Source organism: Craterilacuibacter sp. RT1T, from assembly GCF_023502145.1.
In the GTDB taxonomy this organism is placed as follows: domain Bacteria; phylum Pseudomonadota; class Gammaproteobacteria; order Burkholderiales; family Chromobacteriaceae; genus Craterilacuibacter.
Genome location: NZ_JAMFLI010000005.1, coordinates 1 through 24,822, shown reverse-complemented (window position 1 = coordinate 24,822; position 24,822 = coordinate 1). Strand labels below are relative to the sequence as shown.

General features: G+C 57.9%; 24 protein-coding genes and 1 pseudogene. 19 read left to right on the top strand and 6 right to left on the bottom strand.

Annotation, left to right across the window (positions count from 1 at the left end):
- The first annotated feature begins 1 nt into the window (after position 1).
- The 7 genes from M3P88_RS09370 (at position 2) to M3P88_RS09340 (ending at position 7,526) form a co-directional block, all read left to right on the top strand.
- Positions 2-505, top strand: coding sequence for a type II secretion system protein M (locus M3P88_RS09370; RefSeq protein ID WP_249615786.1), 504 nt, complete (start codon positions 2-4; stop codon positions 503-505).
- Positions 502-1,248 (top strand): type II secretion system protein N, encoded by a 747-nt coding sequence (locus M3P88_RS09365; protein WP_249615785.1) that lies wholly within the window; start codon positions 502-504, stop codon positions 1,246-1,248. The genes M3P88_RS09370 and M3P88_RS09365 overlap by 4 nt, the downstream gene beginning before the upstream one ends.
- A gap of 129 nt (positions 1,249-1,377) precedes the next feature.
- The gene (gene carA / locus M3P88_RS09360) at positions 1,378-2,505 is read left to right on the top strand and encodes a glutamine-hydrolyzing carbamoyl-phosphate synthase small subunit (RefSeq protein WP_249615784.1); all 1,128 of its coding nucleotides are present in this window, start codon (positions 1,378-1,380) and stop codon (positions 2,503-2,505) included.
- A 22-nt stretch (positions 2,506-2,527) separates the two neighbouring features.
- The gene (leuE, locus tag M3P88_RS09355; protein ID WP_249615783.1) at positions 2,528-3,181 is read left to right on the top strand and encodes a leucine efflux protein LeuE; all 654 of its coding nucleotides are present in this window, start codon (positions 2,528-2,530) and stop codon (positions 3,179-3,181) included.
- Positions 3,182-3,205: 24 nt separating this feature from the next.
- Entirely contained in the window at positions 3,206-6,412 is a 3,207-nt protein-coding gene (carB, locus tag M3P88_RS09350) for a carbamoyl-phosphate synthase large subunit (protein ID WP_249615782.1), read from the top strand.
- 146 nt (positions 6,413-6,558) lie between these two features.
- Positions 6,559-7,035, top strand: a complete 477-nt coding sequence (gene greA / locus M3P88_RS09345) for a transcription elongation factor GreA (RefSeq protein ID WP_124735165.1) — start codon at positions 6,559-6,561, stop codon at positions 7,033-7,035.
- A 59-nt stretch (positions 7,036-7,094) separates the two neighbouring features.
- The gene (locus M3P88_RS09340) at positions 7,095-7,526 is read left to right on the top strand and encodes a DUF4149 domain-containing protein (RefSeq protein WP_249615781.1); all 432 of its coding nucleotides are present in this window, start codon (positions 7,095-7,097) and stop codon (positions 7,524-7,526) included.
- Positions 7,527-7,599: 73 nt separating this feature from the next.
- Here M3P88_RS09340 and M3P88_RS09335 read toward each other — a convergent pair whose 3' ends face one another.
- A complete protein-coding gene (locus tag M3P88_RS09335) occupies positions 7,600-7,926 on the bottom strand; it encodes a YhbY family RNA-binding protein (RefSeq protein WP_124735164.1) in 327 nt (108 codons plus the stop codon).
- A gap of 147 nt (positions 7,927-8,073) precedes the next feature.
- On the opposite strand from M3P88_RS09335, the gene M3P88_RS09330 reads away from it, so the two are divergent.
- The 4 genes from M3P88_RS09330 to glmM all read left to right on the top strand — a co-directional run bounded on the left by M3P88_RS09330 (position 8,074) and on the right by glmM (position 13,011).
- Positions 8,074-8,691 carry an RlmE family RNA methyltransferase gene (locus M3P88_RS09330; protein WP_249615780.1) on the top strand — a complete coding sequence of 206 codons (618 nt, stop codon included), beginning with the start codon at positions 8,074-8,076 and terminating at the stop codon, positions 8,689-8,691.
- 75 nt (positions 8,692-8,766) lie between these two features.
- Entirely contained in the window at positions 8,767-10,677 is a 1,911-nt protein-coding gene (gene ftsH / locus M3P88_RS09325; RefSeq protein WP_349629052.1) for an ATP-dependent zinc metalloprotease FtsH, read from the top strand.
- 82 nt (positions 10,678-10,759) lie between these two features.
- Complete coding sequence (gene folP / locus M3P88_RS09320) at positions 10,760-11,614, top strand: dihydropteroate synthase (protein ID WP_249615779.1); 855 nt, start codon at positions 10,760-10,762, stop codon at positions 11,612-11,614.
- A 62-nt stretch (positions 11,615-11,676) separates the two neighbouring features.
- Positions 11,677-13,011, top strand: coding sequence for a phosphoglucosamine mutase (gene glmM / locus M3P88_RS09315; protein WP_249615778.1), 1,335 nt, complete (start codon positions 11,677-11,679; stop codon positions 13,009-13,011).
- 69 nt (positions 13,012-13,080) lie between these two features.
- Here the strand turns inward: glmM and alr are convergent, their stop codons facing one another.
- Positions 13,081-14,157 carry an alanine racemase gene (gene alr / locus M3P88_RS09310; RefSeq protein WP_249615777.1) on the bottom strand — a complete coding sequence of 359 codons (1,077 nt, stop codon included), beginning with the start codon at positions 14,155-14,157 and terminating at the stop codon, positions 13,081-13,083.
- A gap of 116 nt (positions 14,158-14,273) precedes the next feature.
- Here alr and M3P88_RS09305 point away from each other — a divergent pair, with 116 nt between their 5' ends.
- Positions 14,274-14,879, top strand: coding sequence for a DedA family protein (locus tag M3P88_RS09305; protein WP_249615776.1), 606 nt, complete (start codon positions 14,274-14,276; stop codon positions 14,877-14,879).
- A 68-nt stretch (positions 14,880-14,947) separates the two neighbouring features.
- Here M3P88_RS09305 and M3P88_RS09300 read toward each other — a convergent pair whose 3' ends face one another.
- Entirely contained in the window at positions 14,948-15,277 is a 330-nt protein-coding gene (locus M3P88_RS09300; protein ID WP_124735157.1) for an FKBP-type peptidyl-prolyl cis-trans isomerase, read from the bottom strand.
- Between the two features lie 152 nt (positions 15,278-15,429).
- Here M3P88_RS09300 and M3P88_RS09295 point away from each other — a divergent pair, with 152 nt between their 5' ends.
- Both M3P88_RS09295 and M3P88_RS09290 read left to right on the top strand, forming a co-directional pair.
- Entirely contained in the window at positions 15,430-16,209 is a 780-nt protein-coding gene (locus M3P88_RS09295) for a DUF2189 domain-containing protein (RefSeq protein ID WP_249615775.1), read from the top strand.
- Positions 16,210-17,160, top strand: coding sequence for a D-2-hydroxyacid dehydrogenase (locus M3P88_RS09290; protein ID WP_249615774.1), 951 nt, complete (start codon positions 16,210-16,212; stop codon positions 17,158-17,160).
- Between the two features lie 82 nt (positions 17,161-17,242).
- On the opposite strand, the gene M3P88_RS09285 is transcribed toward M3P88_RS09290, so the two are convergent.
- On the bottom strand, positions 17,243-17,719 hold the full coding sequence (locus M3P88_RS09285; protein WP_249615773.1) for a DUF1841 family protein: 477 nt from the start codon (positions 17,717-17,719) through the stop codon (positions 17,243-17,245).
- Positions 17,720-17,770: 51 nt separating this feature from the next.
- Here M3P88_RS09285 and M3P88_RS09280 point away from each other — a divergent pair, with 51 nt between their 5' ends.
- The gene (locus tag M3P88_RS09280; protein ID WP_249615772.1) at positions 17,771-18,268 is read left to right on the top strand and encodes a glutathione peroxidase; all 498 of its coding nucleotides are present in this window, start codon (positions 17,771-17,773) and stop codon (positions 18,266-18,268) included.
- A gap of 71 nt (positions 18,269-18,339) precedes the next feature.
- Here M3P88_RS09280 and trmB read toward each other — a convergent pair whose 3' ends face one another.
- A complete protein-coding gene (gene trmB / locus M3P88_RS09275; protein ID WP_249615771.1) occupies positions 18,340-19,029 on the bottom strand; it encodes a tRNA (guanosine(46)-N7)-methyltransferase TrmB in 690 nt (229 codons plus the stop codon).
- A 69-nt stretch (positions 19,030-19,098) separates the two neighbouring features.
- Entirely contained in the window at positions 19,099-19,992 is an 894-nt protein-coding gene (locus M3P88_RS09270) for an NAD(P)H-binding protein (RefSeq protein WP_249615770.1), read from the bottom strand.
- A 37-nt stretch (positions 19,993-20,029) separates the two neighbouring features.
- Here M3P88_RS09270 and M3P88_RS09265 point away from each other — a divergent pair, with 37 nt between their 5' ends.
- From M3P88_RS09265 to M3P88_RS09250, 4 genes and pseudogenes are all read left to right on the top strand, one after another.
- Entirely contained in the window at positions 20,030-21,055 is a 1,026-nt protein-coding gene (locus tag M3P88_RS09265) for a CDP-6-deoxy-delta-3,4-glucoseen reductase (RefSeq protein WP_249615769.1), read from the top strand.
- A gap of 717 nt (positions 21,056-21,772) precedes the next feature.
- Complete coding sequence (gene arcD / locus M3P88_RS09260) at positions 21,773-23,203, top strand: arginine-ornithine antiporter (protein WP_249615768.1); 1,431 nt, start codon at positions 21,773-21,775, stop codon at positions 23,201-23,203.
- A 122-nt stretch (positions 23,204-23,325) separates the two neighbouring features.
- Positions 23,326-24,558, top strand: a complete 1,233-nt coding sequence (locus M3P88_RS09255) for an arginine deiminase (RefSeq protein ID WP_283773162.1) — start codon at positions 23,326-23,328, stop codon at positions 24,556-24,558.
- A gap of 126 nt (positions 24,559-24,684) precedes the next feature.
- A pseudogene (locus M3P88_RS09250) lies at positions 24,685-24,822 on the top strand (ornithine carbamoyltransferase); the annotation flags it as partial.

Genomic DNA, 24,822 nt, shown 5'->3' with positions numbered 1-24,822 from the left:
AATGCACGCGTGGAAAAAAACGCTGCTTGCCCGCTGGCGACAGCTGACATTGCGCGAGCAGCGCATGCTGGGGGTGATGAGCGCTGTGCTGCTATTGGCCATGGCTTATCTGCTGTTATGGGAGCCGGCCAGCCGTTATGTCGTAAAAACCCGTAGTCAGGTTGCGCGTCTGGAGGCTGAGCTCGTATTTGACCGCAAGCTGATGGCCGAAGCTAATGCGTTAAAACGCCAGCCTCTGGTCGCGACACTGAATGCCGCCGATTTGCAGACGCTGATCGAGCGCAGTGCCAAAGCGCAGCCCTTGCCCGGATCTTGGACGCTGGCGGCCGAGGGCGAGCAGGGCGTGCGTATCAGCGGGGAGTTGCCCTTTGATGCCTGGCTGGGCTTTGCCGGACAACTGGCTTTGCAGCAGGTGCGCGTGCTGCGCATGAAAACGGCGGCATCGACGGCGCCGGGCATGGTTAAGCTGGATGCGGTGCTGGTGCATGGCGGTGGGCGCGCATGAAGCGGTGCTGGAGCTGGCTGCTGGCTGTGCCGGTCTTGCTGCTTGGCGCGCTGGCCGCACTGCCGGCCTCTTGGCTATCCGTGCCGCTAAGTGATCTGACCCAGTCGCGCTGGCAGTTGAGCGAGGTGCAGGGCACGCTATGGTCGGGGCAGGGGCGGCCGGTGTTTGTCGCCGAGGATGGTTCGGTGCTGGCAATGAGCCGCCTTGCCTGGCAGTTCGACCCGCTTGCCTTGTTCAAAGGCGCTTTGGGCTGGCGCTTGCACACGGATGCCGGCACAGGGTCGCTACGGCTGACGCCAAGCAGCTGGCAGCTGGACAATATCAGCCTCTCGCTGCCGGTGGCCGCCATTGCCGGTTTGTCCGACACTTGGCGCGCCGCGCGTCTGGGCGGCTTGCTTAAGCTGGAATTGCAAAGCCTGGCGCATGGCCGTGATGGTTTTAGCGGTAGTGCGCGCGTTAGCTGGCTGGGCGCAGCATCGCCTTTGACACGTATCCGCCCCTTTGGCAGTTACCAGTTGCAGGTGAATGGGCAAGGGCCGGCTTTGGGCCTGAAGCTGCAGACTTTATCCGGACCCTTGCAGATTGATGGTCAAGGGCAATGGCAGCCGGGCAAACTGCCTGATTTTGGCGGATCAGCCAGTAGCAGCGCTGATGCTTATCTGGCTTTGCGTCCGCTGATGTTGATGCTGGGCCGGCCTTCCGGGCCGGATCGCGTCAGCTGGAATGTTCAAACAGGTGTTTGATGCTTGCATATTGCAATGCAATATAGGTATGATGGGCAGGTTTAACCAAACGGGACAAGCTTAAGGCTGCGTCCCGTTCACTACATAAAAACGATAAAGAATCTGCAACAATCATTCAGGAGCTAGCCTGTGTCTACCGTACCCGCCATTCTTGCCCTCGCTGACGGCACCGTCTTCAAGGGTATAGCTATCGGTGCTGTCGGTCATACCGTCGGCGAAGTGGTATTCAATACCGCCATGACCGGTTATCAGGAAATTCTGACCGACCCGTCCTACACCAAACAAATTGTCACTCTGACTTACCCGCATATCGGCAATGTCGGCGCCAATTCGGAAGATACCGAATCCGGCGCCGTTTTTGCATCCGGCCTGATCATCCGCGATCTGCCCTTGCTGCACAGCAATTTCCGCGCCGAGTCTTCGTTGTCGGACTACCTCAAGGCCAATCAGACGGTGGCCATCGCCGACATCGACACCCGCCGCCTGACCCGTATCCTGCGCGAAGGCGGTGCACAGGCCGGCTGTATCATGGCTGGTGAAATCGATGAGGCACGCGCCATCGAACTGGCGCGCGGTTTCGGCTCCATGGCCGGACAGGATCTGGCGCAAGTGGTCAGCTGCGACGCACCGTATAAATGGAGCACACGCGAATGGCGTCTGGGCGAGGGCTATAGCGAGCAGGGCGAAGCGCGCTATCACGTGGTGGCCTACGATTTTGGCGTCAAGCACAACATCCTGCGCATGCTGGCCGAGCGCGGCTGCCGCCTGACCGTGGTGCCGGCCAAAACGCCGGCTGCCGAAGTCTTGGCACTGAACCCGCATGGCGTGTTCCTCTCGAATGGCCCGGGCGACCCTGAGCCTTGCGATTATGCCATTGCCGCCATCCGCGACATTCTGGCCACGCGCACACCGGTGTTCGGCATTTGTCTGGGCCATCAGCTCCTCGGGCTGGCTGCCGGCGGCAAGACCAGCAAGATGAAGTTCGGTCACCATGGCGCCAACCATCCGGTGCAGGATCTCGACTCCGGCCGCGTGATGATTACCAGCCAGAACCACGGCTTCCAGGTGGATGAAACCAGCTTGCCGGCCAATGTGCGCGTGACCCACCGTTCGCTGTTCGATGGCACGGTACAGGGTATTGCCTTGACCGACCGTCCGGCCTTCTCTTTCCAGGGGCACCCGGAAGCGAGCCCGGGACCGAACGACGTGGCTTATCTGTTCGACCGCTTTACCGCGGCGATGGACGCACAAGACTAAGCGACAGAGACAGGAGGCCGAGATGCTGGGCATTACCGATCCGCTGACCTACCTTATCGGGACGATTTTCATCATCCTGTTGCCGGGGCCCAACTCGCTATATGTGTTGTCGGTCGCTGGTCAGCGCGGGGTGCGTGCCGGCTTTCAGGGCGCGCTGGGGGTCTTTGTCGGTGATGCGATCCTGATGCTGGCGGCAGCGACCGGGGCGGCCAGTCTGCTTAAGGCCAACCCCATGCTGTTTGTGCTGCTCAAGTACAGCGGCGGCGCCTATCTGGCGTGGATAGGGCTCAATATGCTCAAAGGTGCGTGGCAAGGCTGGCGCAAGCCCACGCCTGCACCCGAGGCCGAATTGGCCCCCGCGGTCGCGGACGCAAAAAATCCGTTCAAGCGCGCGCTGAGCATTAGCCTGATGAACCCCAAGGCCATCCTGTTTTTTCTGTCGTTTTTTGTGCAGTTCGTCGACCCGGGCTATGCCTATCCGGTGCTGACCTTTGCCGCACTGGGCGCGATCCTGCAAGTGTGCAGCATGAGCTATCTGGCCGTACTGATTATGGCCGGTAACCATCTGGCCGCAGCATTCCGGGCCCGGCGCCGGCTGGCCAGTGCCGCCAGTGGCGGCGTGGGGCTCATGTTCTTAGGCTTTGGCGCCAAGCTGGCAAGCGCGGGACTCAACTGAATACCTGAATAATTAGAGAGCATTATGCCCAAGCGTAACGACATTAAAAGCATTCTTATCATAGGCGCAGGCCCCATCGTCATCGGGCAGGCGTGTGAATTCGACTATTCCGGCGCACAGGCTTGCAAGGCGCTGCGCGAAGAAGGTTACAAAGTCATTCTGGTCAACTCCAACCCGGCCACCATCATGACCGACCCGGAGATGGCTGACGTCACCTATGTCGAGCCGATCTCGTGGCAGGTGGTGGAAAAAATCATTGCGCGCGAGCGCCCTGATGCCATCCTGCCGACCATGGGCGGGCAGACTGCGCTGAATTGCGCGCTGGATCTGTCGCGCCACGGCGTGCTGGAGAAATACCAGGTCGAACTGATCGGCGCATCGGAAGACGCGATCGACAAGGCCGAAGACCGCGGCCGCTTTAAAGAGGCGATGGCCAAGATTGGCCTGTCCTGCCCGTTGTCCTTTATTTGCCATACGCTGGAAGAGTCGCTGGAGGCGCAAGCCAAGGTCGGCTACCCGACGCTGATTCGTCCATCCTTTACCATGGGTGGCTCTGGTGGCGGTATTGCCTACAACCGCGAAGAGTTCCTCGCCATCTGCGAGCGCGGTTTCGAGGCGTCCCCGACCAATGAGTTGCTGATCGAGCAATCGGTGCTGGGCTGGAAAGAGTACGAGATGGAGGTGGTGCGTGACCGTGCCGACAACTGCATCATTATCTGCTCGATCGAGAACTTCGACCCGATGGGCGTGCATACCGGCGACTCCATCACCGTCGCGCCGGCGCAGACGCTGACCGACAAGGAATACCAGATCATGCGTAATGCCTCGATCGCGGTATTGCGCGAGATCGGGGTGGATACCGGCGGCTCCAATGTGCAGTTCGCGATCAATCCGGACAACGGTGAAATGATCGTGATCGAGATGAACCCGCGTGTGTCGCGTTCGTCGGCGCTGGCCTCCAAGGCGACCGGTTTCCCGATCGCCAAGATCGCCGCCAAGCTGGCAGTCGGTTACACGCTGGACGAGTTGAAAAACGACATTACCGGCGGCGCGACTCCGGCCTCGTTCGAGCCGTCTATCGACTACGTCGTGACCAAGATCCCGCGCTTTACCTTCGAGAAGTTTCCGCTGGCCGACGACAGGCTGACCACGCAGATGAAGTCGGTGGGCGAGGTGATGGCGATGGGCCGCTCCTTGCAGGAATCGCTGCAAAAGGCGCTGCGCGGTCTGGAGACCGGTCTGTCCGGTTTTGACGAGCAAACGAGCAGCGAAGAAACCATACGCCACGAACTGGGCACGCCGGGGCCGGACCGCATCCTCTATGTGGCTGACGCCTTCCGTGTCGGCCTGAGCCGTGATGATGTGTTTGCCATCAGCAAGATCGACCCGTGGTTCCTTGCCCAGATCGAAGATCTGGTAGGCGAAGAGCAGGCCTTGCGTGGCCGCCGTATCGAGGATCTGGCGCATGGCGAGATGTTCCGCCTCAAGCGCAAGGGCTTCTCCGACCGGCGCCTGGCGTTGCTGCTGGACACCGATCAGGCGGGGGTACGCGCCAAGCGCTGGGCGCTGGGCATCCGTCCGGTGTATAAGCGTGTGGATACCTGCGCGGCCGAATTCGCCACCAATACCGCGTATATGTACTCGACCTATGAGGAAGAGTGCGAGTCGCGCCCGACCAATAATAAAAAGGTGATGGTGCTGGGTGGCGGACCTAACCGCATCGGTCAGGGCATCGAGTTCGACTACTGCTGCGTGCATGCGGCACTGGCGCTGCGCGAATCCGGTTTCGAGACCATTATGGTCAACTGCAACCCGGAAACCGTGTCCACCGATTACGACACTTCGGACCGCCTGTATTTCGAACCCTTGACGCTGGAAGATGTGCTGGAAGTCTGCCATGTCGAAAAGCCGTTCGGCGTGATTGTGCAGTATGGCGGCCAGACGCCGCTGAAACTGGCGCGTGCGCTGGAAGCCGCCGGTGTGCCGATTATCGGCACCAGCCCCGACATGATTGATGCGGCCGAAGACCGCGAGCGTTTCCAGAAACTGTTGCAGGAGTTGGCGCTTAAGCAGCCGCCGAACCGCACGGCGCGTACGCCGGCTGATGCCATGCGTCTGGCCGAAGAGATCGGCTATCCGCTGGTGGTGCGCCCGTCTTATGTGCTGGGTGGCCGTGCGATGGAAATCGTGCACGAGCCGGCCGATCTCGAGCGCTATATGCGCGAGGCGGTCAAGGTTTCCAACGACAGCCCGGTCTTGCTTGACCGCTTCCTGAACGACGCGATCGAAGTCGATGTGGACTGTGTGTCCGACGGCGTGAATGTAGTCATCGGCGGCATCATGCAGCATATCGAGCAGGCTGGTGTTCACTCGGGCGACTCGGCGTGCTCCTTGCCGCCTTACAGCCTGTTCCCAGCGGTACAGGACGAGATTCGCCGCCAGACCATCGCCATGGCGCGGGCCTTGAATGTGGTCGGCCTGATGAATGTACAGTTCGCGATTCAGGGCGATACCATTTATGTGCTGGAAGTGAACCCGCGCGCCAGTCGTACCGTGCCTTTCGTCTCCAAGGTGACCAGCGCGCCGCTGGCCAAGATTGCCGCACGCGCCATGGCCGGCATCTCGCTGGTGGAGCAGGGCTTTACCGCCGAGGTGATTCCGCCTTACTACGCGGTCAAAGAGGCGGTGTTCCCGTTTATCAAGTTCCCGGGGGTGGATACCATTCTCGGGCCGGAAATGAAGTCGACCGGCGAAGTGATGGGCGTGGGTAACAGCTTTGCCGAAGCTTTCGTCAAGAGTCAGCTGGCGGCCGGCGACAAGCTGCCGCGTACCGGCAAGGTGTTTATGTCGGTGCGTGCCGGTGACAAAAACGGCTGTGTCGAAGTGGCGCGCGAGCTGCAAAGACTGGGTTTTGGTGTTTGCGCCACACGCGGCACGGCCAAGGTATTGTCGGATGCCGGCCTGATCGTGCAGGTGGTGAACAAGGTGGCCGAAGGGCGTCCGCACATCGTTGACTTGATCAAGAACGGCGAGATCGCGCTGGTGATCAATACGGTGGACGAAAAGCGTCAGGCGATTCAGGATAGCCACTCCATCCGCCGTTCGGCCTTGCAGGCGCGTATCCCGCAGTCGACCACACTGGCCGGTGCCCAGGCCTTGTGTGTTGGTCTGCAGCTGGATGATTTCGGTATTTACAGCCTGCAGGAATTGCACGCCCGCATCAAACGCTGATTTTCCGCCGGCAAAACGCGTGCAATGCTTGGTTGTGTATGCGTTTTGCCGGTACAATCCGGAAAAATCTATCCGCAAAGCCGCCGTCCTGAGGACGGCGGCTTGTGTTTTTGTTGAGGGCGGCAGGGCCGCCAGTGGAGAAAAGAATGATTAAAGTCCCGTTGACTGTGTACGGTGCGGAGCTGCTGAAAGAAGAGCTGCAGCGCCTGAAAAGCGTGGAGCGTCCGGATGTGATTGCGGCCATCGCCGAAGCACGTTCGCACGGTGACCTGTCGGAAAACGCCGAATACGATGCAGCCAAAGAGCGTCAGGCTTTTGTTGAAGGCCGTATCGCCGAGCTGGAAGGGAAGCTCTCCAATGCCCAGATTATCAATCCGCAGGAGCTGGATGCCGAAGGCCGTGTGGTGTTTGCCGCGACCGTCGAGCTGATGGATCTTGAGAGCGAAGACGAAGTGACCTACCAGATCGTGGGTGACGACGAGGCGGATATCAAGGTGGGCAAGGTTTCGGTCAACTCGCCTATTGCCCGCGCACTGATCGGCAAGGAAGCCGGTGATGTGGCCGAGGTAATGGCGCCTGGCGGCATACGCGAGTACGAGATACTCGACGTCAAATATATCTAAAAAAACCGGCGCGCTCTTTGGGGCGCGTTTTGCTGTCGATTCTGGATAAAGGGGTGGGCATGGATGGTTTGCGCGCGGTAACAAAGACGTTCTGGGTTGGCGGGATATGGATACTGGGCCTGTTGGTCACGCCGGTACTGTTTTCCATGCTGGACAAGGTGACGGCCGGCATGGTGGCGGGCAAGCTGTTTAGCCATCTTGCCTGGGTGGGCTTGGTGTGCGGCGTCTTTCTGCTGGCCGATTATGTGTGGCGCATCGGTGCGCGCGGCGTGAAGGCGGGCACATTCTGGCTGCTGTTCGGCATGCTCTTGTGTACCGTGATCAACCATTTTGCCGTATCGCCTATTATTGCCGATTTGAAACTTTCGGTGAATCAGGCGGCCGAAGGGGTGTTTGGTGGCGGTTTCGCCACTTGGCACGCTATTTCCAGCCTGATCTATCTGGTGCAAAGCCTGTTAGCCTTGGTTTATGTGCTCAGGCGCGACAGCTAGACCGCTTCAGTACTTATGAAAAAAGCGGTGGCAAGCCACCGCTTTTTTCTTTAGCCTTGAGCCAGGGCAACAATCAAGGCATGGCCTTGAGTGCTTTTTTGCTCTTGGGCAAGACAATGCGCTCTTTGTCCGACGGGCGCCACAGAACCAGCAGCTTGCCGATATGTTGTACCGGTGCGGCATCTAGGTCATTGCAGATCTGTTCGTACAGTGCAACGCGCGCATTGCGGTCATCGCCTTGTACCCGGATCTTGATCAGCTCGTGGGCGTCCAGACTGATAGCGATTTCGCGCATGACCGATTCGGTCAGCCCGCTGTTGCCTATCATGACAACAGGAGAAATTTGGTGCGCCAGACCCTTAAGGTAGGTGCGCTCGAAGGTGGAAAGTTCGATTTTCATGGTAGTGCTTCCGAAGCAAAACGGGATTCTACTAAAAACTTCCACTTTTTGCCCGAACAATACGCTGAAAATGGCAGATAAACAGTCACTTGGCCGTTTCAGACCGCTTTTTACCGTGACCGCCGCTTGTAATGACAGGTTTGAAAAATGAAGAGAAGTACGAGTAGTAACCAATGGCTGTCCGAACATGTCAATGATCACTGGGTACATCAGGCCAAGCAGGATGGCTATCGCGCCCGCGCGGCCTACAAGCTGATCGAGATCAACGACAAGGACAAATTGATCCGTCCCGGCACCGTCTTGGCCGATCTGGGGTCGGCGCCGGGCAGCTGGTCGCAGGTAGCCTCGCGCATTGTCGGCGACAAGGGCAAGGTGTTCGCGCTGGATATCCTGCCTATGGATGCCATTGCTGACGTATCATTCATTCAGGGTGATTTTCGCGAGGACGAGGTACTGGATCAATTCGTCGACTTGCTGGATGGGCGTGCATTGGATCTTGTAATTTCGGATATGGCCCCCAATATCTCCGGCATGAGCGTCATGGATCAGGCCAGAAGCTTCCATCTGTGCGAACTGGCCTTGGAATTTGCCCGCGAGCAATTGCGTCCCGGCGGTAATTTTTTGGTCAAAGTGTTTCAGGGCAGCGAATTCCAGCCCTATCTCAAGGCGATGCGGGAGGTTTTCAGCGAAGTGGTATCGCGCAAGCCCAAGGCATCGCGTGACAGATCTACCGAAATTTACCTTTTAGGTAAAGGCCGGCGCTGACATTGGCGTCTGGTCAGATTACAATCAAAACAGCTATTCAGGCATAACCGTCAGGGCACAAAGGAGTCGGCTCGCGTGAACAACATAGGCAAGAATATCGCCATCTGGGTCATCATCGGTTTGGTGCTGATGACTGTGTTCAACCAGTTCAATAAGCGTCAGGAAACCCAGAACCAGATCGAGTATTCGCAGTTCGTCAGCGATGTCGAGTCGGGCAAGGTGCAATCACTGACGATAGAAGGCGATCCGCTGCGCGGACAATGGCTCAAGGGTAAGCGTACCGACGGTACGGCCTTCAGTACTTTTGCGCCATTTGACTATCGCCTGGTCGATGATCTGGTCAAAAACAATGTGCGCTTCGGTGCCAAGCCGGAAGAGCAGCCATCGATGCTGATGAGCATCTTTGTCAGCTGGTTCCCTATGTTGCTGCTGATCGGTGTATGGATCTTCTTTATGCGCCAGATGCAGGGCGGCGGTGGCAAGGGTGGTGCCTTCTCGTTCGGCAAGAGCAAGGCGCGCATGCTGGATCAGGAAACCAATACCATCACTTTCGTGGACGTGGCCGGTTGCGACGAAGCCAAGGAAGAGGTGAAAGAGGTTGTCGATTACCTGAAGGATCCGACCCGCTACCAGAGCCTGGGTGGCCGCATTCCACGCGGCATCCTGCTGGCTGGCTCGCCGGGTACCGGTAAGACCTTGCTGGCCAAGGCCATCGCCGGTGAAGCCAAAGTGCCGTTTTTCAGCATTTCCGGTTCCGATTTTGTCGAAATGTTTGTCGGCGTGGGTGCGGCGCGTGTGCGCGACATGTTCGAGCAGGCCAAGAAGAACTCGCCATGCATCATCTTTATCGATGAAATCGATGCCGTGGGTCGCCAGCGTGGCGCCGGTGTGGGTGGCGGTAACGATGAACGCGAACAGACGCTGAACCAGTTGCTGGTCGAGATGGATGGTTTTGAAACCAACTCCACCGTGATTGTGGTCGCCGCGACCAACCGTCCGGACGTGCTTGACCCTGCGCTATTGCGTCCGGGGCGTTTTGACCGCCAGGTAGTGGTGCCGTTGCCGGATATTCGTGGCCGCGAGCAGATTCTGAGCGTGCATATGCGCAAAGTACCGATCGCTGCCGATGTGAATGCCGAGGTGATTGCGCGTGGTACGCCGGGCTTCTCCGGTGCCGACCTTGCCAACCTGATCAACGAAGCTGCCCTATTTGCCGCGCGCCGCAACAAGCGTCTGGTGGATATGGAAGACCTCGAATCGGCCAAGGACAAAATCATGATGGGCGCCGAGCGCCGCTCCATGGTGATGACCGAGGAAGAGAAGAAGAACACGGCCTACCACGAGTCGGGTCATGCGGTGGTGGCCAAGCTGCTGCCCAAGTCTGACCCTGTGCACAAGGTCACCATTATCCCGCGCGGTCGTGCGCTGGGTGTGACCATGCAGCTGCCGGAACAGGATCGCTTCTCCTATGACCGCGGTTATCTGATGGACAGGATCGCCATTCTGTTTGGTGGTCGCATCGCGGAAGAGCTGTTCATGAACCAGATGACGACCGGTGCCTCCAACGACTTCGAGCGTGCCACGCAAATGGCGCGTGATATGGTGACGCGCTACGGCATGTCGGACCGTCTGGGGCCTATGGTCTATGGCGAAAACGAGGGCGAGGTTTTCCTCGGCCGTTCGGTGACCACGCACAAGAATATGTCGGAAGAGACCATGCGTCAGGTGGATGCCGAGATTCGCCGCATCATCGACGAGCAGTACGCGCTGGCGCGCAAGCTGCTGGAAGACAATCGCGACAAGGTCGAGGCGATGACGGCTGCGCTCTTGGAATGGGAAACCATCGATGCCAACCAGATCAACGACATCATGGATGGCAATTCGCCGCGTCCACCCAAGCCGGGCTCCAGCTTTACGCCTAAGCAAGATGACAAGCCCAGTGACCCGACGCCTGCGCCTAGCGTGATGCCGGCACAGGGACTGTAAGCTACGCAGGTTCCGTTTCTGATCAAGGCGGCAGTGAAAACTGCCGCCTTTTCTTATGTAAGTTTTCCGCTTGAATCCTCTAATGACGACTTTCCAGTGCGGGCGCTTTGCCCTGGATCTTTCCCGCCCCTTGATCATGGGCATTTTGAATGTCACGCCGGACTCGTTTTCCGATGGCGGCCGTTTTGATCGCAGCGATGCCGCCTTGCTGCATGCGCGGCAACTGCTGGCCGACGGTGCCGGCATTCTCGATATCGGCGGCGAATCGACCCGTCCGGGCGCGCCTTATGTGTCGCCTGAGGATGAGTGGGCGAGGGTGGCTCCGGTGCTGGAGGCGGTGCGCGAACTGGGCGTGCCTGTTTCGCTCGACACCCGGCGCGCATCGGTGATGCAGGCGGCACTGGATGCGGGCCTAGTCGATCTGATCAACGACGTCTCTGCGCTGGAAGACGAGGGCGCGCTGCCTCTGGTCGCCAAGGCACCGGTGGGCATTTGCTTGATGCACAAGCAGGGCAACCCCGGCACCATGCAGCAAAAGCCTGAATACGAAGATGTGGTGGCCGAAGTGGGCGCCTATCTGGCCAGTCGCGTGGCGCTGTGTTTGCAGGCCGGCGTGGTGCGCGAGCGCATTCTGGCCGATCCGGGTTTTGGCTTTGGCAAGACGCTGGCGCATAACCTGACTTTGCTGGCCAAGCTGCCCCAGGTCGAGCAGCGTGCCGGCGTGCCTTTATTGGTGGGTCTGTCGCGCAAGTCCATGTTGGGTGCCATTACCGGCGAAGCCGAGCCTGCCCAGCGCCTTGGAGCCAGTGTGGCCGCCGCGATGGAGGCGGCGCGGCGCGGCGCCAAGATTATTCGCGTACACGATGTGAAGGCCACACAGCAGGCTTTGCAGGTATGGGCGGCACTAGATAGCATGACGTCATCTACCGTGTCGTGAGAAAATAGACCGTCATTTATCCAGCCGGGCTGATGCCGGCTTAGCAAGCGAAGGGCAAGAGAATGAGCCGCAAATATTTTGGGACGGATGGTGTACGCGGAGAAGTCGGCAAGGCGCCGATTACACCTGAATTTGTGATGAAGCTGGGCTATGCTGCCGGCCGTGTTTTGGTAAACCATGATGGCAGCCATCGCCCTTCGGTGCTGATAGGCAAAGATACGCGCATCTCGGGCTATATGCTGGAAGCGGCGCTGCAGGCCGGCTTTACCGCCGCTGGCGTCAATGTACTGTTGACCGGCCCTTTGCCGACACCGGGTATTGCCTACCTCACCCGCGCCCTGCGTCTGGAAGCCGGGGTGGTGATTTCGGCTTCGCATAATCCGTTCCAGGATAACGGAATCAAGTTCTTTGCCGAAGGCGGCAATAAGCTGGATGACGCGCTTGAGCTGGAAATCGAGGCCATGCTGGATCAGCCGCTGGAAACCAAGCCTTCGCGCGAACTGGGGCGTGCACGCCGTATTGATGGTGCAGCCGAGCGTTATATCGAATTTTGCAAGAGCAGCTTCCCCAACGAGCTGGATCTTAAGGGCATGAAGCTGGTGGTGGATTGCGCCCATGGCGCGACCTACCATATTGCGCCGAATGTCTTTCATGAACTGGGTGCCGAAGTCATTACGATAGGCTGTGATCCGGACGGGATGAACATCAACGACAAGGTCGGGGCCACTTACCCCAAAACCTTGCAGGCTGCGGTGCTGCAGCATGAGGCCGATTATGGCGTGGCGCTGGATGGTGACGGCGACCGCCTGATCATGGTCGATCGCCATGGTCAGGTGTATGACGGCGACCAGCTGATCTATGTGATTGCCCGGGCACGTGCCGCGCGCGGCGAACTGAAGGGTGGCGTGGTCGGCACCGTGATGACCAATATGGGCATGGAGCTGGCGCTGAAAGAGCGCGGCATCGAGTTTGCCCGTGCCAAGGTCGGTGACCGCTATGTGCTGGAGCTGCTGCACGCCAATGGCTGGCAGCTGGGTGGCGAAGCTTCCGGCCATGTTCTGTGTCTGGACAAGCATACAACCGGCGACGGCATTATTTCCTGTCTGCAAGTGTTTGCCAGCCTGATGCAGCTGGACAAGGATTTGTTGGATATTTGCCGCGACTGGCAGCCTTTCCCGCAAAAAATGATTAATGTGCGTTTGAAAGGTCAGGACTGGCAGCAGGCTTCGGCCGCAGCACTGGCCGAAGCCGAGAGCGAGCTGTCCGGTCGCGGGCGCGTGGTCTTGCGCCCGTCCGGCACCGAGCCGGTGGTCCGGGTGATGGTGGAGGCGGATGAACTGGGCCTGGCCGAACGCTGTGCCAAACAGATTGCCGGGGCGATAGAAGCGGCGGCTTAAGGCTAAGGGTTTTACACAAAAAATCCCGCGATATTATCGCGGGATTTTTCTTGGCTGCGGCCTGAGGGCTCAGGCCGGCAGATAGTGGCGTGGTACGCGGGTCGAGATTGCGCACATCAGCTCATACCCTAGCGTGCCTGCCGCACGGGCGATGTTTTCTATCGGTAAACCCTGGCCCCACAATGTGACGCGGCTGCCTATGTCCGCTTCGGGCAGGGCGCTTAGGTCGACGACCAGCATGTCCATGGATACGCGGCCGACCGTGCCGGAGGGCTGGCCATCGACTCGTACCGGCGTACCGCTGGGGACGATGCGCGGATAGCCATCAGCATAGCCGCAGGCCACGATGCCGATGCGCATGGGGCGTTCAGCCTGGAATGTCGCGCCATAGCCAACGATTTCGCCAGGCTGGATGTGCTGGACGGCAATGATGTCGGCCGAGAGCGTCATGCCGGGTTTGAGTCCCAGTTCTGGCCCGTTAACGTCGTCAAACGGCGAGCAGCCATAAAGCGTGATGCCGGGGCGGACCGCATCGCCGTGCGTGTGTGCATGGCGGAAGGTCGCGGCCGAGTTGGCGGCGCTGATGGCCAGGCCTGAGGCGCGGGCGAGCGGCTCAAATTTTTCCCATTGCTCGGCCACGCCGCGCGCATCGTCTGCCGTGGCGAAGTGGGTCATGATGGTGCTGAGTTTGATGGCAGGGTGGGCGCGCAGCCTGTCCATGGCGGCAGATGCGGCCTCCGGCTGGAAACCCAGACGGTTCATGCCGCTATTGACCTTGAGCCAGGCCTCGAATGGCAAATCGGACTCCAGTTGTTCCAGCCAGGCGATCTGATGCGGGCTATGTACGGCACCGGCGATGCGGTTTTCCGCCATGCGTACCGTGTCTTCCAGATCGAAAGCCCCCTCCAGCAGCGTCATTGGCTGCTGGATGCCGGCGCGGCGCAGGCGCAGTGCGTCCTCAAGGTTTAACAGGGCAAAACCGTCAGCGATGCCGGCCAGTGCTTGCGCGACCTCGAGTGCACCATGACCATAGGCGTCTGCCTTGATGACGGCGTAGGCGCGTGCGCCAGGTGCTTGTTGTCTGGAGTGCTGATAGTTGTGGCGGATCGCTGCGAGATCGATCTCTAGCCGGATCGGGCGTGTCATGTCGGTTTTTCATCGGAGGAGGTGTGATATTATAAGCCGCTGTTTATGGATGGGGGCAAGCTGGCTGTGCACCCCATTTATGCTTCCGGCTAACGGCATGAGCGCACTTTACTGACATGGACATCCTTCAGGTCTTACTCGATCTATTTGCATCGTATGGCTATCTGGCCGTTTTTCTGGTGCTGTTATTGTGCGGTTTCGGCCTGCCCATCCCCGAGGATGTGACGCTGGTCGCGGGCGGCATCATTTCCGGCCTTGGCTATACCGATGTGCATACCATGTTTGCCGTTGGTATGGCGGGGGTGCTGATCGGGGATGGCATCATGTTCACCATAGGGCGGGTGTTCGGTGACCGCGTACTGCAATTTAGGCCTATTGCCCGTATCCTGACCAAGGAACGCTTTGAGGCGGTGCAGGAGAAGTTTTCCAAATACGGCAACTGGGTGTTGTTTGTCGCGCGCTTTTTGCCGGGCTTGCGCTCTCCCATCTTTCTGACCGCCGGCATGACCCGGCGTATTCCGTATTGGCGCTTCTTGCTACTGGATGGTTTTGCCGCATTGATTTCGGTGCCGGTATGGGTGTATCTGGGACACTTTGGCGCTTCCAATATCGATCAGCTGATGGTGTGGGTACATCGTGGCCAGTACGGCATTCTGGCGGTGCTGGCACTGCTGGGTCTGGTGCTTGGCGGTCTTTGGTATTGGCGCAAGCGCAAGGCCTGAGCTGTTTTTAAAATGTAAAAAAGCCATCACGCTTGCGTGGTGGCTTTTTGTTTGTCAGGCCTAATGTATCAGCCTACCGACAGCAGTTCTACGTCAAACACCAGGGTTGCGTTGGGCGGAATCACACCGCCGGCACCACGTGCGCCATAGCCAAGTTCAGCCGGGATGGTCAGCTTGCGCTGGCCGCCAACCTTCATGCCCTGTACCCCCAGATCCCAGCCCTTGATCACATGGCCTGCGCCCAGCGGGAAGGAAAAAGGCTGGTAGCGGTCGCGGCTGGAGTCGAATTTGCTGCCGTCGGTCAGATAGCCGCTGTAGTGTACGGTCACATCCTGGCCGGCAACGGCTTCTGCGCCTTCACCCAATACCACGTCTTCAATGATCAGTTCCTGGCTCATGATCTTTTCTTCCTTTTGCATCGCTCAAAAACAGGATTTTACACATAAGCCTGAAGGCCTGTCGGGTCAGGGAAAGAAAAATGCCGACAGTCTGAGTTTCCTTGCATATAACGAAGCTAGACGCTTCACCCACGCCTTGAAAAAGGGGACTCATGATGGACATCACCCACCTGCCGTCGCGCGACCATCCGGTCGTGCACCATGTATCGCCTGCCGATACTTTCAACTGGCTCAAACTCGGCTGGCGCGATCTGAAAAAAGCGCCGGCCGATGCCGTTTTTTACGGTGCCGTTTTTGTCATCATGGGCTATTTGCTGGTGTTCTATTTCAAGGATGCCCCCGAAGTCGTGATTACGCTGGCGGCGCTGTTTTTGCTGGCCGGGCCGTTTTTGGCGATCGGCCTTTATGATATCGCCCGCCAATTGGAGATCTTCAAGGGAACGCGTGTCAATCTGGCTCACAGCATGCTGGCCTGGCGAGCCAATATTCCCAGTTTTACCCTGTATGCCGCCTTGCTGGCGGTGCTGGTGTTCGGCTGGTTTCGCGTATCGCTTTTGATGTTCGCCCTGTTTTACGACACCTCGGCACCGACGCTGGCGTTGCTGGTGGCTGAGGCATGGTCGCCGGAACATCTGGCCTTCCTGATTGCCTACTTTGGTGCCGGGCTGATCTTTGCCGTGGTGGTGTTTGCCGTCAGCGTGATTGCCATTCCGATGATGCTGGACAAGGAAATCGACACGATCTCCGCCATGGCCGTCAGTGTGCAAGCCGTACACAAGAACCTGATGACGATGGTGTGCTGGGCCGCTATTATCGTGATTCTGACTGCGATAGGTTTTGCCACCTACTTCATCGGCCTGATGGTATTGATTCCGCTGATCGGCCTGTCTACCTGGCATGCCTATCGCTCCATCATTACCTATGAGCGCTGAATGATTCCTCACATTGTTTTTCTTGACCGGGGCAGCCTGCCTGTCCCGGTGCCTAAGCCTGACTTCCCGCATACTTGGCAAGAATTTCCTTCCTGTTCTCCTTCCGAGTTGTTGTCTGCCGCCTCTGCTGCCGATATCGTGATTAGCAACAAGGTTCCCCTTGATGCGGCGGCTCTGCAGTCTTTGCCCCGGCTCAAGATGGTGGCCGTGGCGGCGACCGGGGTTAATCATATCGACCTTGCCGCCTGCCAGGCGCAAGGCGTGGCGGTCGCCAATATCCGGCACTATGGCGATGATGCGGTGGCCGAGCACGCCTTTATGCTGATGCTGGCACTGCGGCGCAATCTGCCTGCCTATCAGCGTGATGTGGCGGCCGGCTTGTGGGAAAAGTCCGCCAGCTTTTGCCTGTTCGGTTCGCCAGTTCGTGATGTGGCCGGCGCAAGGTTGGGATTATTCGGTCATGGTGGTATCGGGCAGGCGATGGCCATGCGCGCCCGTGCTTTCGGTATGGAGGTGGTCTTCACCGAGCGTCGTGGCGCGGCTAGCGTGCGTGATGGTTATACCGATTTCGATACGGTGCTGACGACATCGGATGTCTTGTCGCTGCATTGCCCCTTGACGGATGATACGCGCGGCATGCTGGGCGAGGCTGAGCTGATGCGGGTCAAGCCGGGCGCCATTTTGATCAATACCGCGCGTGGCGGTCTGGTGGATGAAGCTTCGGTGGTGGCTGCGCTCAAGTACGGCCAATTAGGCGGGGCGGGTTTTGATGTGTTAAGCGAGGAGCCCGGGCGCAGCGATAATCCGCTATTGCGCGCACGCTTGCCCAACCTGATTGTCACGCCGCATGTGGGCTGGGCCAGTCAAGAGGCGATGAGCCGTCTGGCGAGCCAATTGGTCGCCAATATGGCTTCATTCGTGGCAGGGGGGAGGCAGAACCGGGTGGTTTGATCGGGCTGCCGGCACTACGTGCCGGTGCCGGCTTTAATCGATTTGCCGCCGCCTTGGGTAAAGGGCGGTTCTGATTTGAGGGCTAGGGCGTGATCTCGTTGGGGTTGAGTCGTGGCGCCTCTTCTTCTCCCAAGCCCAGCTTGCCGCGCACGCAGCTGATGTAGCGGTTGACATCAGGGCCGCCGCCATAGCGCTGGGCATGCCAGACCATTTCACCCAGGCATTCCATCATGTCATGCTGAGCGCGGTGTTCATCGCCATGGCGCAGGGCGAGCTGGGCATAGAGTGCGCGGATGCCGAAGGGCTGGTCTATCGTACGCTGCTCTTCTATCGCCATATGCAGGCCCAGATGCATGAAAGGATTGCTTTCCCCCATTTCGGGTGTCCATTCCTGCTCCAGATAGTCTTGCGGATTGTCTACGATGTGATGGTATTCGGGATGGGCCAGCAAGGTGGCGAGGGCGATTTTCTCCAGATCGGAGAGCGCAAGAGCGGTTTGATGCTTGGCCCAGGTGTCGAAGAAAAAGCGGCGGGCGTCCTGACGGCTAGGATTGAACATGGTGTCGTCCACTGTGGTAGACGGAAAATTATACGTGAAGGAGTGAGCGCCATGCATAGCTTGAAAGACTTCTCTGCACGGCTGATTGATGGGCGTGAGCTTTGCCTGTCTGATCTGGCCGGCAAGGTGGTGCTGGTCGTTAATACCGCCAGCGAGTGCGGCTATACCCGTCAATACGAAGGACTGGAAGAGCTCTATCGCCATTTCGGCGAACAGGGTCTGGTGGTGCTGGGCTTTCCCTGCAATCAGTTCGGCGCTCAGGAGCCGGATGCCGAGGCGGTGATTGCGGCATTTTGCCAGAGCCGCTATGGCGTCAGTTTTCCGCTGTTTGCCAAGGTCGATGTCAACGGGCCGGATGCGCATCCTTTGTGGCGCTGGCTCACCCAAGCCGATACGTCGCACCCGCATCCGGTGAAGTGGAATTTCACCAAATTCCTGCTGGACAGGCAGGGGAGGGTGGTGATGCGTTTTGAGCCGGCAGTGGCGCCGCACGAGTTGTTGCCGGATATCGAGGCTTTGCTGGCTGCGCGCCCTTTATCGGCCAACTGATCGGCTCGACGAAAAAAGGCTGCACCCAATGCCCGGGGCAGCCTTTTATTTCATGCCTGTCGCCTGTGTGTTTAGCTTGTGGCTTGACGACGGAAGATCACATCCCACACGCCATGACCCAGACGGATGCCGCGCGCTTCGAATTTGGTCAGTGGGCGGTAGTCGGGGCGTGGCGCGTAGGCCTCTGCCGTATTTTCCAGCTCGCCGTCCGCACTGAATACTTCCATGATTTGAAGCGCGTAGTCTTCCCAGTCGGTGGCGGCGTGCAGATAGCCGCCCGGCTTGAGTTTTTTGACCAGCTTGGCAATCAGCGGGCTCTGGATCAGGCGGCGCTTGTTATGGCGCTTCTTGTGCCATGGGTCGGGGAAGAAAATATGGATGCCGTCAAGGCTGGCGTCAGCCAGCATATGGTCGATCACTTCGACGGCATCGTGGCGGATGATGCGCAGGTTGCCAAGGCCTTGTTCATCGATCAGTTTGAGCAGATTGCCCACGCCGGGCGAGTGAACCTCCACGGCCAGATAGTCTTTGTCAGGGTTGCCGGCAGCAATTTCTGCCGTAGCCGTACCCATGCCGAAACCGATTTCCAGAATTTTCGGGGCGCTGCGACCGAATGCTTGATCCAGATCGAGGACAGCGTTCTGGTAGTTGATGCCCCACTTGGGCATGCCTTCGTCCATGGCGCGTTGTTGCGCTTGGGTCAAATGCCCCTGACGCAGGACAAAGCTGCGGATGTGTCGCTGGTAAGCCGGATTTTCCATGATTCTCAGAGCCAAAAACTGCGAAAAAACGCGATGTTACCGAAAGCGGCCTAGGATGGCGAGGCCGCTTTAGTGCTTATCGGCCCCGTCCTGCGCCGCGCGGTAGTGTGTCAGCCAGTGCTGGACATCCGGCCATTGCAAGGTAACCCCCAGTTCACGCTGGATGCGCAGGTTGCTCAGGCGGCGTGACTCGGCCAGAAATGACCACATCAGGGGCGACACACGCTGCCTGACTTCTGCGCGTGGCAGGCGCGGTACGCGTGCCAAACCATGTGCATCGGCCAGCAGATCAAACCAGTCTCCCATGCGTGTCGGCTGCGTATCACAGGCATTGTAGACGCGTATTCCGTGTGGGCGCTTGAGTGCTGCGGCACACAGCAGAGCCAGATCATCTGCATGGATGTGATTGCTCCAGCTGTCTTGCTCATGGCTTATGGCGGGCGTGGCATTAAGAATGCGCGCCAGCGGCAGGCGATCTGCCGCGTAAATGCCCGGTGTGCGCAAAATGGTGAGGCTGGCGCCTTGGCGGATGGCAAAGCGGCGTAATTGTTGCTCGGCATTCAGTCGCCGCCGGCTGCGATCAGAGCCGGGTGCCGGCGTATGAGTTTCATCCAGCCAATCACCCCCTGCATCCCCGTAGACGCCGCTGGTGCTGATGTAGACCAGGTGCTGTGTTATGCTTTTGGGTTGAGCTAGTGCAGATAAAAAGCGGCGCATGCGCTGATCGGTATGCCCTTCGTTGGCGGGCGGTGCACAATAAAGCACCTTGTCTGCCAGTGAAGCAAGCCGTGTCAGCGAGTCGCGATCATCCAGATCCGCCATCACTGGCGTGATCCCCAAGTGGTGTGCCGCATCGACACCCTCCTGGCTTCTGACCATGGCCAGTACGCGCCAGTGTTTGAGGAGGGTGAGGCTTGCGCGGCGGGCGATGTCGCCAAAGCCGATGATAAGCAGTGTTTGCATAGCGCATATTGTAGCTGGATTGAAGTCGAGGAAAGCAATGACAAATCGGGTCAAGGTGATGTCGTCCGGACACACCTTTAATGTTGAAGCACATGAAACCATACTCGAAGGCGCTTTGCGCGAGGGTGTGGCCCTGCCTTACGGCTGCCGCGATGGTGCTTGTGGTGCCTGCAAGGGTAAGGTCGTCGCTGGCGAAGTAGAGCAGGGCGGTTATCAGGAAAAGGCTCTGCCTGCGAGCGAGCGCGAGCAGGGGATGGCGCTGTTTTGTTGTGCCCGCCCCAAGGGAGATGTCTGTATCGAGGTGCGCGAGGTTGCCGGGGCTGGGGATGTCCAGATCAAGACGCTGCCTTGCCGCGTGGACAGCATAGAGAAAATCCACGATGTGGCGGTATTGAAGTTGAAGTTGCCGGCCGCCGAGCGTCTGCAGTTCAAGGCCGGGCAGTATATCGATATCCTGATGAAGGATGGCAAGAGGCGCAGTTTCTCGATTGCCAATGCGCCGCACGATGATGCCTTTATCGAACTGCATGTGCGCCATCAGGCCGGTGGCAGTTTTTCCGATTATGTATTCAAGCAGATGAAGGCGCGCGAAATCATGCGCTTCAAGGGGCCGCTGGGTTCATTCTTTCTGCGCGAAGACTCGGACAAACCCATCATCCTGCTTGCCAGCGGTACCGGCTTTGCCCCGATCAAGGGCATGGTCGAGCACGCCCTGCATCACGGCAGTCTGCGCCCGATGGTGTTTTACTGGGGGGCGCGCACGCTGGCCGATCTGTATATGGCCGAGTTGGCCGGCTCCTGGCAGGCGCGTCACCCCAATTTCACCTTTATACCGGTTTTGTCCGAGCCTTTGGCCAGCGACAACTGGCAGGGGAGGACGGGTTTGGTGCATCAGGCGGTGTTGGACGATTTTGCCAATCTCTCTGGTTACCAAGTCTACGCCTGTGGCGCACCGGTGATGGTCGAGGCAGCCCATACCGGCTTTACCCATATGCGCAGCTTGCCAGAAGACGCTTTTTTCTCGGATGCGTTTTTCCTGTCCAAGGATAGTGCCAAGCCTTAGTAATTACGTCAGATATATTTACCTACTTAAGATGCCGTGCGCCCTAATGAGGGGACATGGCATTTTTTATGTGCCGACTAGCCATGCTATTAGCCGATATGAGGCGTCAGTCATCGCAGGGTTCTGTTTAAGCTCATTGGTGCTTATTTTATTAGTTCATCGCCTTGGCATGTGTGGGGGCGACATGGTTTGGCTATGCAGCATGGCATGCAGTCATGCTCGATGGTGGACAGGGCTAATAAATTCCTATTTTTTGCGGGCGTTCGGCTTGGATAGCTGACATTTTTATTATGTTTATGAGACGTTTATTTATATTTTTACGTTGATTTGCGTGTTGTAGTGTCAATTTTTTTATCACGCACATGCTTGTCTTGTATGCATTTATGCCGGGGCGAGACGTTTTCCGTACGCATATAGATGCACTTGAGGTAATGGTTTTGGGTTGTGTAGATGGCTGATTATTAATGGGAATTTGTCTTTTCAGGTGGGGCCGGCGTGAAGAGAGAGTTTATTTTTTAAATGAGTGCAGTGATTAAAAATTAGTCACGTGCACGCAAAAAAATTCGATTTTGGCGGGGAATGATCTAGGTCAAACAAACGGTTTGTCTAGTCTGGACGCTGTGATCAGGACGGCGTTATGATGTGCGGCATCAGAATTTAATAATATAACAACAGTTTTAGTTTCTTTACTATTTAACAAAATCACGGAGAACAAACATGTCTGCGGAAACTGAAAGCAGCACACCCAAGCTCAAGCTTGGTGCCCTGACTGCTCTGGTTGTAGGTTCCATGATTGGTGGCGGTATTTTCTCGCTGCCACAGAATATGGCTTCCGGCGCGGGTGCCGGTGCCATCATTATTGGCTGGGCGATTACCTTTGTCGGTATGCTGGCGCTGGCTTTTGCTTTCCAGCAACTGGCTAACCGTAAGCCTGAAGTGACCGGCGGCGTATATGGTTACGCCCGTGCTGCTTTCGGCGACTTTGTCGGCTTCAACTCGGCCTGGGGCTACTGGATCTCGGCCTGGATCGGTAACGTTGCCTACTTCGTGGTGATGTTCTCCGCGCTGTCTTTCTGGTTCCCTGCTTTCGGCGAAGGCAATACCGGTGCCGCGATTATCTGCGCTTCCGCCCTGCTGTGGGCACTGCACTTCCTGGTACTGCGTGGCGTGCATGGCGCTGCCATGATCAACACCATCACCACCATCGCTAAACTGGTGCCGCTGGCGCTGTTTATCGCGATCGTACTGTTCTCGTTCAAGATCGATACCTTCAATCTCGACTTCTGGGGTTCGGCCGATCTGGGCAGCGTGGTTGATCAGGTTAAGAGCACCATGCTGGTGACGGTTTGGGTGTTTATCGGTATTGAAGGTGCGTCGATGTTCTCCGGCCGTGCACAGAATATGTCCGATGTGGGCAAGGCAACCGTGATCGGCTTCCTGCTGACCATCGCGCTGCTGATTGCTGTATCGGTACTGTCGCTGGGCGTGCTGACTCAGCCTGAACTGGCTGCACTGAAGAACCCGTCTACCGCTTATGTGCTGGAAGCCGCGATCGGTACCATGGGCGCCAACATCATGAACGCCGGTCTGGTGATCTCGGTAGGTGGTGCATTGCTGGCTTGGACCCTGTTGTCCGGTGAAACCCCGTATCTGGCTGCCCAAGACGGCATGATGCCTAAGGTGTTCGGCAAGACCAATGCCAACGGCTCGCCAGCAGCTTCGCTGTGGCTGACCAACGCACTGATCCAGTTGTTCCTGATCATTACCTACTTTAACGGTTCCGTGTACCTGAGCCTGGTTTACCTGGCCACGTCCATGATCCTGCTGCCTTACCTGTTCTGCGCACTGTATTCGCTGATGGTTGCTCAGCGCGGTGAAGGCTACAAAGCCGGCGAATCGGCTGCCAAGGATGTACTGGTTGCGGTGATTGCTTCGCTGTACGGCGTATGGCTGCTGTACGCGGCAGGCCTGCAATACCTGCTGCTGTCCATGGTTCTGTACGCACCAGGCATGCTGTTCTATGTATGGGCTCGTAAAGAGCAGGGTCAGAAGCCTTTCAATGGTGGCGAAGCCATCCTGGCTGCTCTGATCGTTGTACTGGGCATCTACGCCGCCTACGGTCTGTCCGTTGGTACGCTGTCGCTGTAACAAGATTTTCCTGAGGTGGCTGCTGTGCAGCAGCCACCGTGAGTACACCGTTTTACCTATGTGGCCTCCGGGTGGGGGTCGCAACAAACCTACTGATTGCTCTTAATCTTAAGGAGTTCAAGATGTCGAAGTTTGGTGTTCATTCCGAGTGCGGTAAGCTGCACAGTGTTATGGTTTGCCGTCCTGGTCTCGCGCACAAGCGCCTGACGCCGGACAACTGCCACGGCCTGCTGTTTGATGATGTAATCTGGGTTGAGCGTGCTCAAAAAGACCACGACTACATGGTTGAGCAAATGCGCGCCCGCAACATCCACGTACTCGAAACGCACGAAGCGCTGGGTACCGTACTGGATGACAAGGCTGCCCGTAGCTGGATCCTGGACCGTAAAGTTAAGGCTGACAACGTCGGCATCGGCATGCTGGGCGATCTGCGCAGCTGGCTGGATGAAATGCCATCGGCTCAACTGGCTGACCACCTGATTGGCGGTATCGCCAAGCTGGATCTGCCATTCGACCCTAAAGGCCTGTTTGGCGGCTACCTGGACAACTCCGATTTCGTCCTGCCACCGATCCCGAACAGCCTGTTCCAGCGCGATCCATCTTGCTGGATCTATGAAGGCGTAACGCTGAACCCAATGTACTGGCCAGCACGTCGTCAGGAAACCCTGATTCTGCAATCGATCTATCAGTTCCACCCATACTTCGCTGGTAAAGTGAATGTATGGTGGGGTGATAGCGACAAAGACCACGGCCCAGCAACGCTGGAAGGTGGCGACGTAATGCCAATCGGTAACGGCGTTGTGCTGATCGGTATGGGCGAGCGCACCAGCCCACAAGCTGTTGTTCAGACTGCCAAGGCTGTGCTGGGCAAAGAAGGTGGCGCTACTCGCGTTATCGCTTGCCAGATGCCTAAGTCGCGCGCTGCGATGCACCTGGATACCGTATTCTCCTTCCTTGATATCGACCTGCTGTCGTCCTTCCCGGATGTTGTAGACGAAATCGTTTGCACCAGCATCTACGCTGGCGACAAAGAAGGTGAAGTTCGCTTCGAACGTCACGATGGCGTACATCTGGTTGACGTGGTTAAAGAAGCACTGGGTCTGAAAGACATCCAGGTTATCACCACCGGTGGTGATGCATTCCAGCGTGAGCGTGAGCAGTGGGATGATGGTAATAACGTCGTTGCCCTGGACCGTCGTGTTGTTGTTGCTTACGACCGCAACACCTACACCAACAAGCTGATGCGCGACGCGGGTGTTGAAGTGATCGAGATCCCTGCATCCGAACTCGGCCGCGGCCGTGGCGGTGGTCACTGCATGACCTGCCCAATCATCCGTGACGAAGTTAAAATCTAATCGGCTGATCGCTTAAGCAAGTTGCAGGCTGATCGTTTTTCGATCGGCCTGCCCAATAAGTATTTCAGTTTAGCCGTTGAATATAATAAAACGGTTATCTGCTAAATAATTGATAAGGGAATCATCATGGCTTTCAACCTGAAGAACCGTAATTACCTGCGTCTGCTGGACTTCACCCCACGTGAAATCCGTTACCTGCTGGACCTGTCCCGTGACCTGAAGCGTGCTAAGTACGCCGGTAACGAAGAGCAGCGTCTGGTTGGC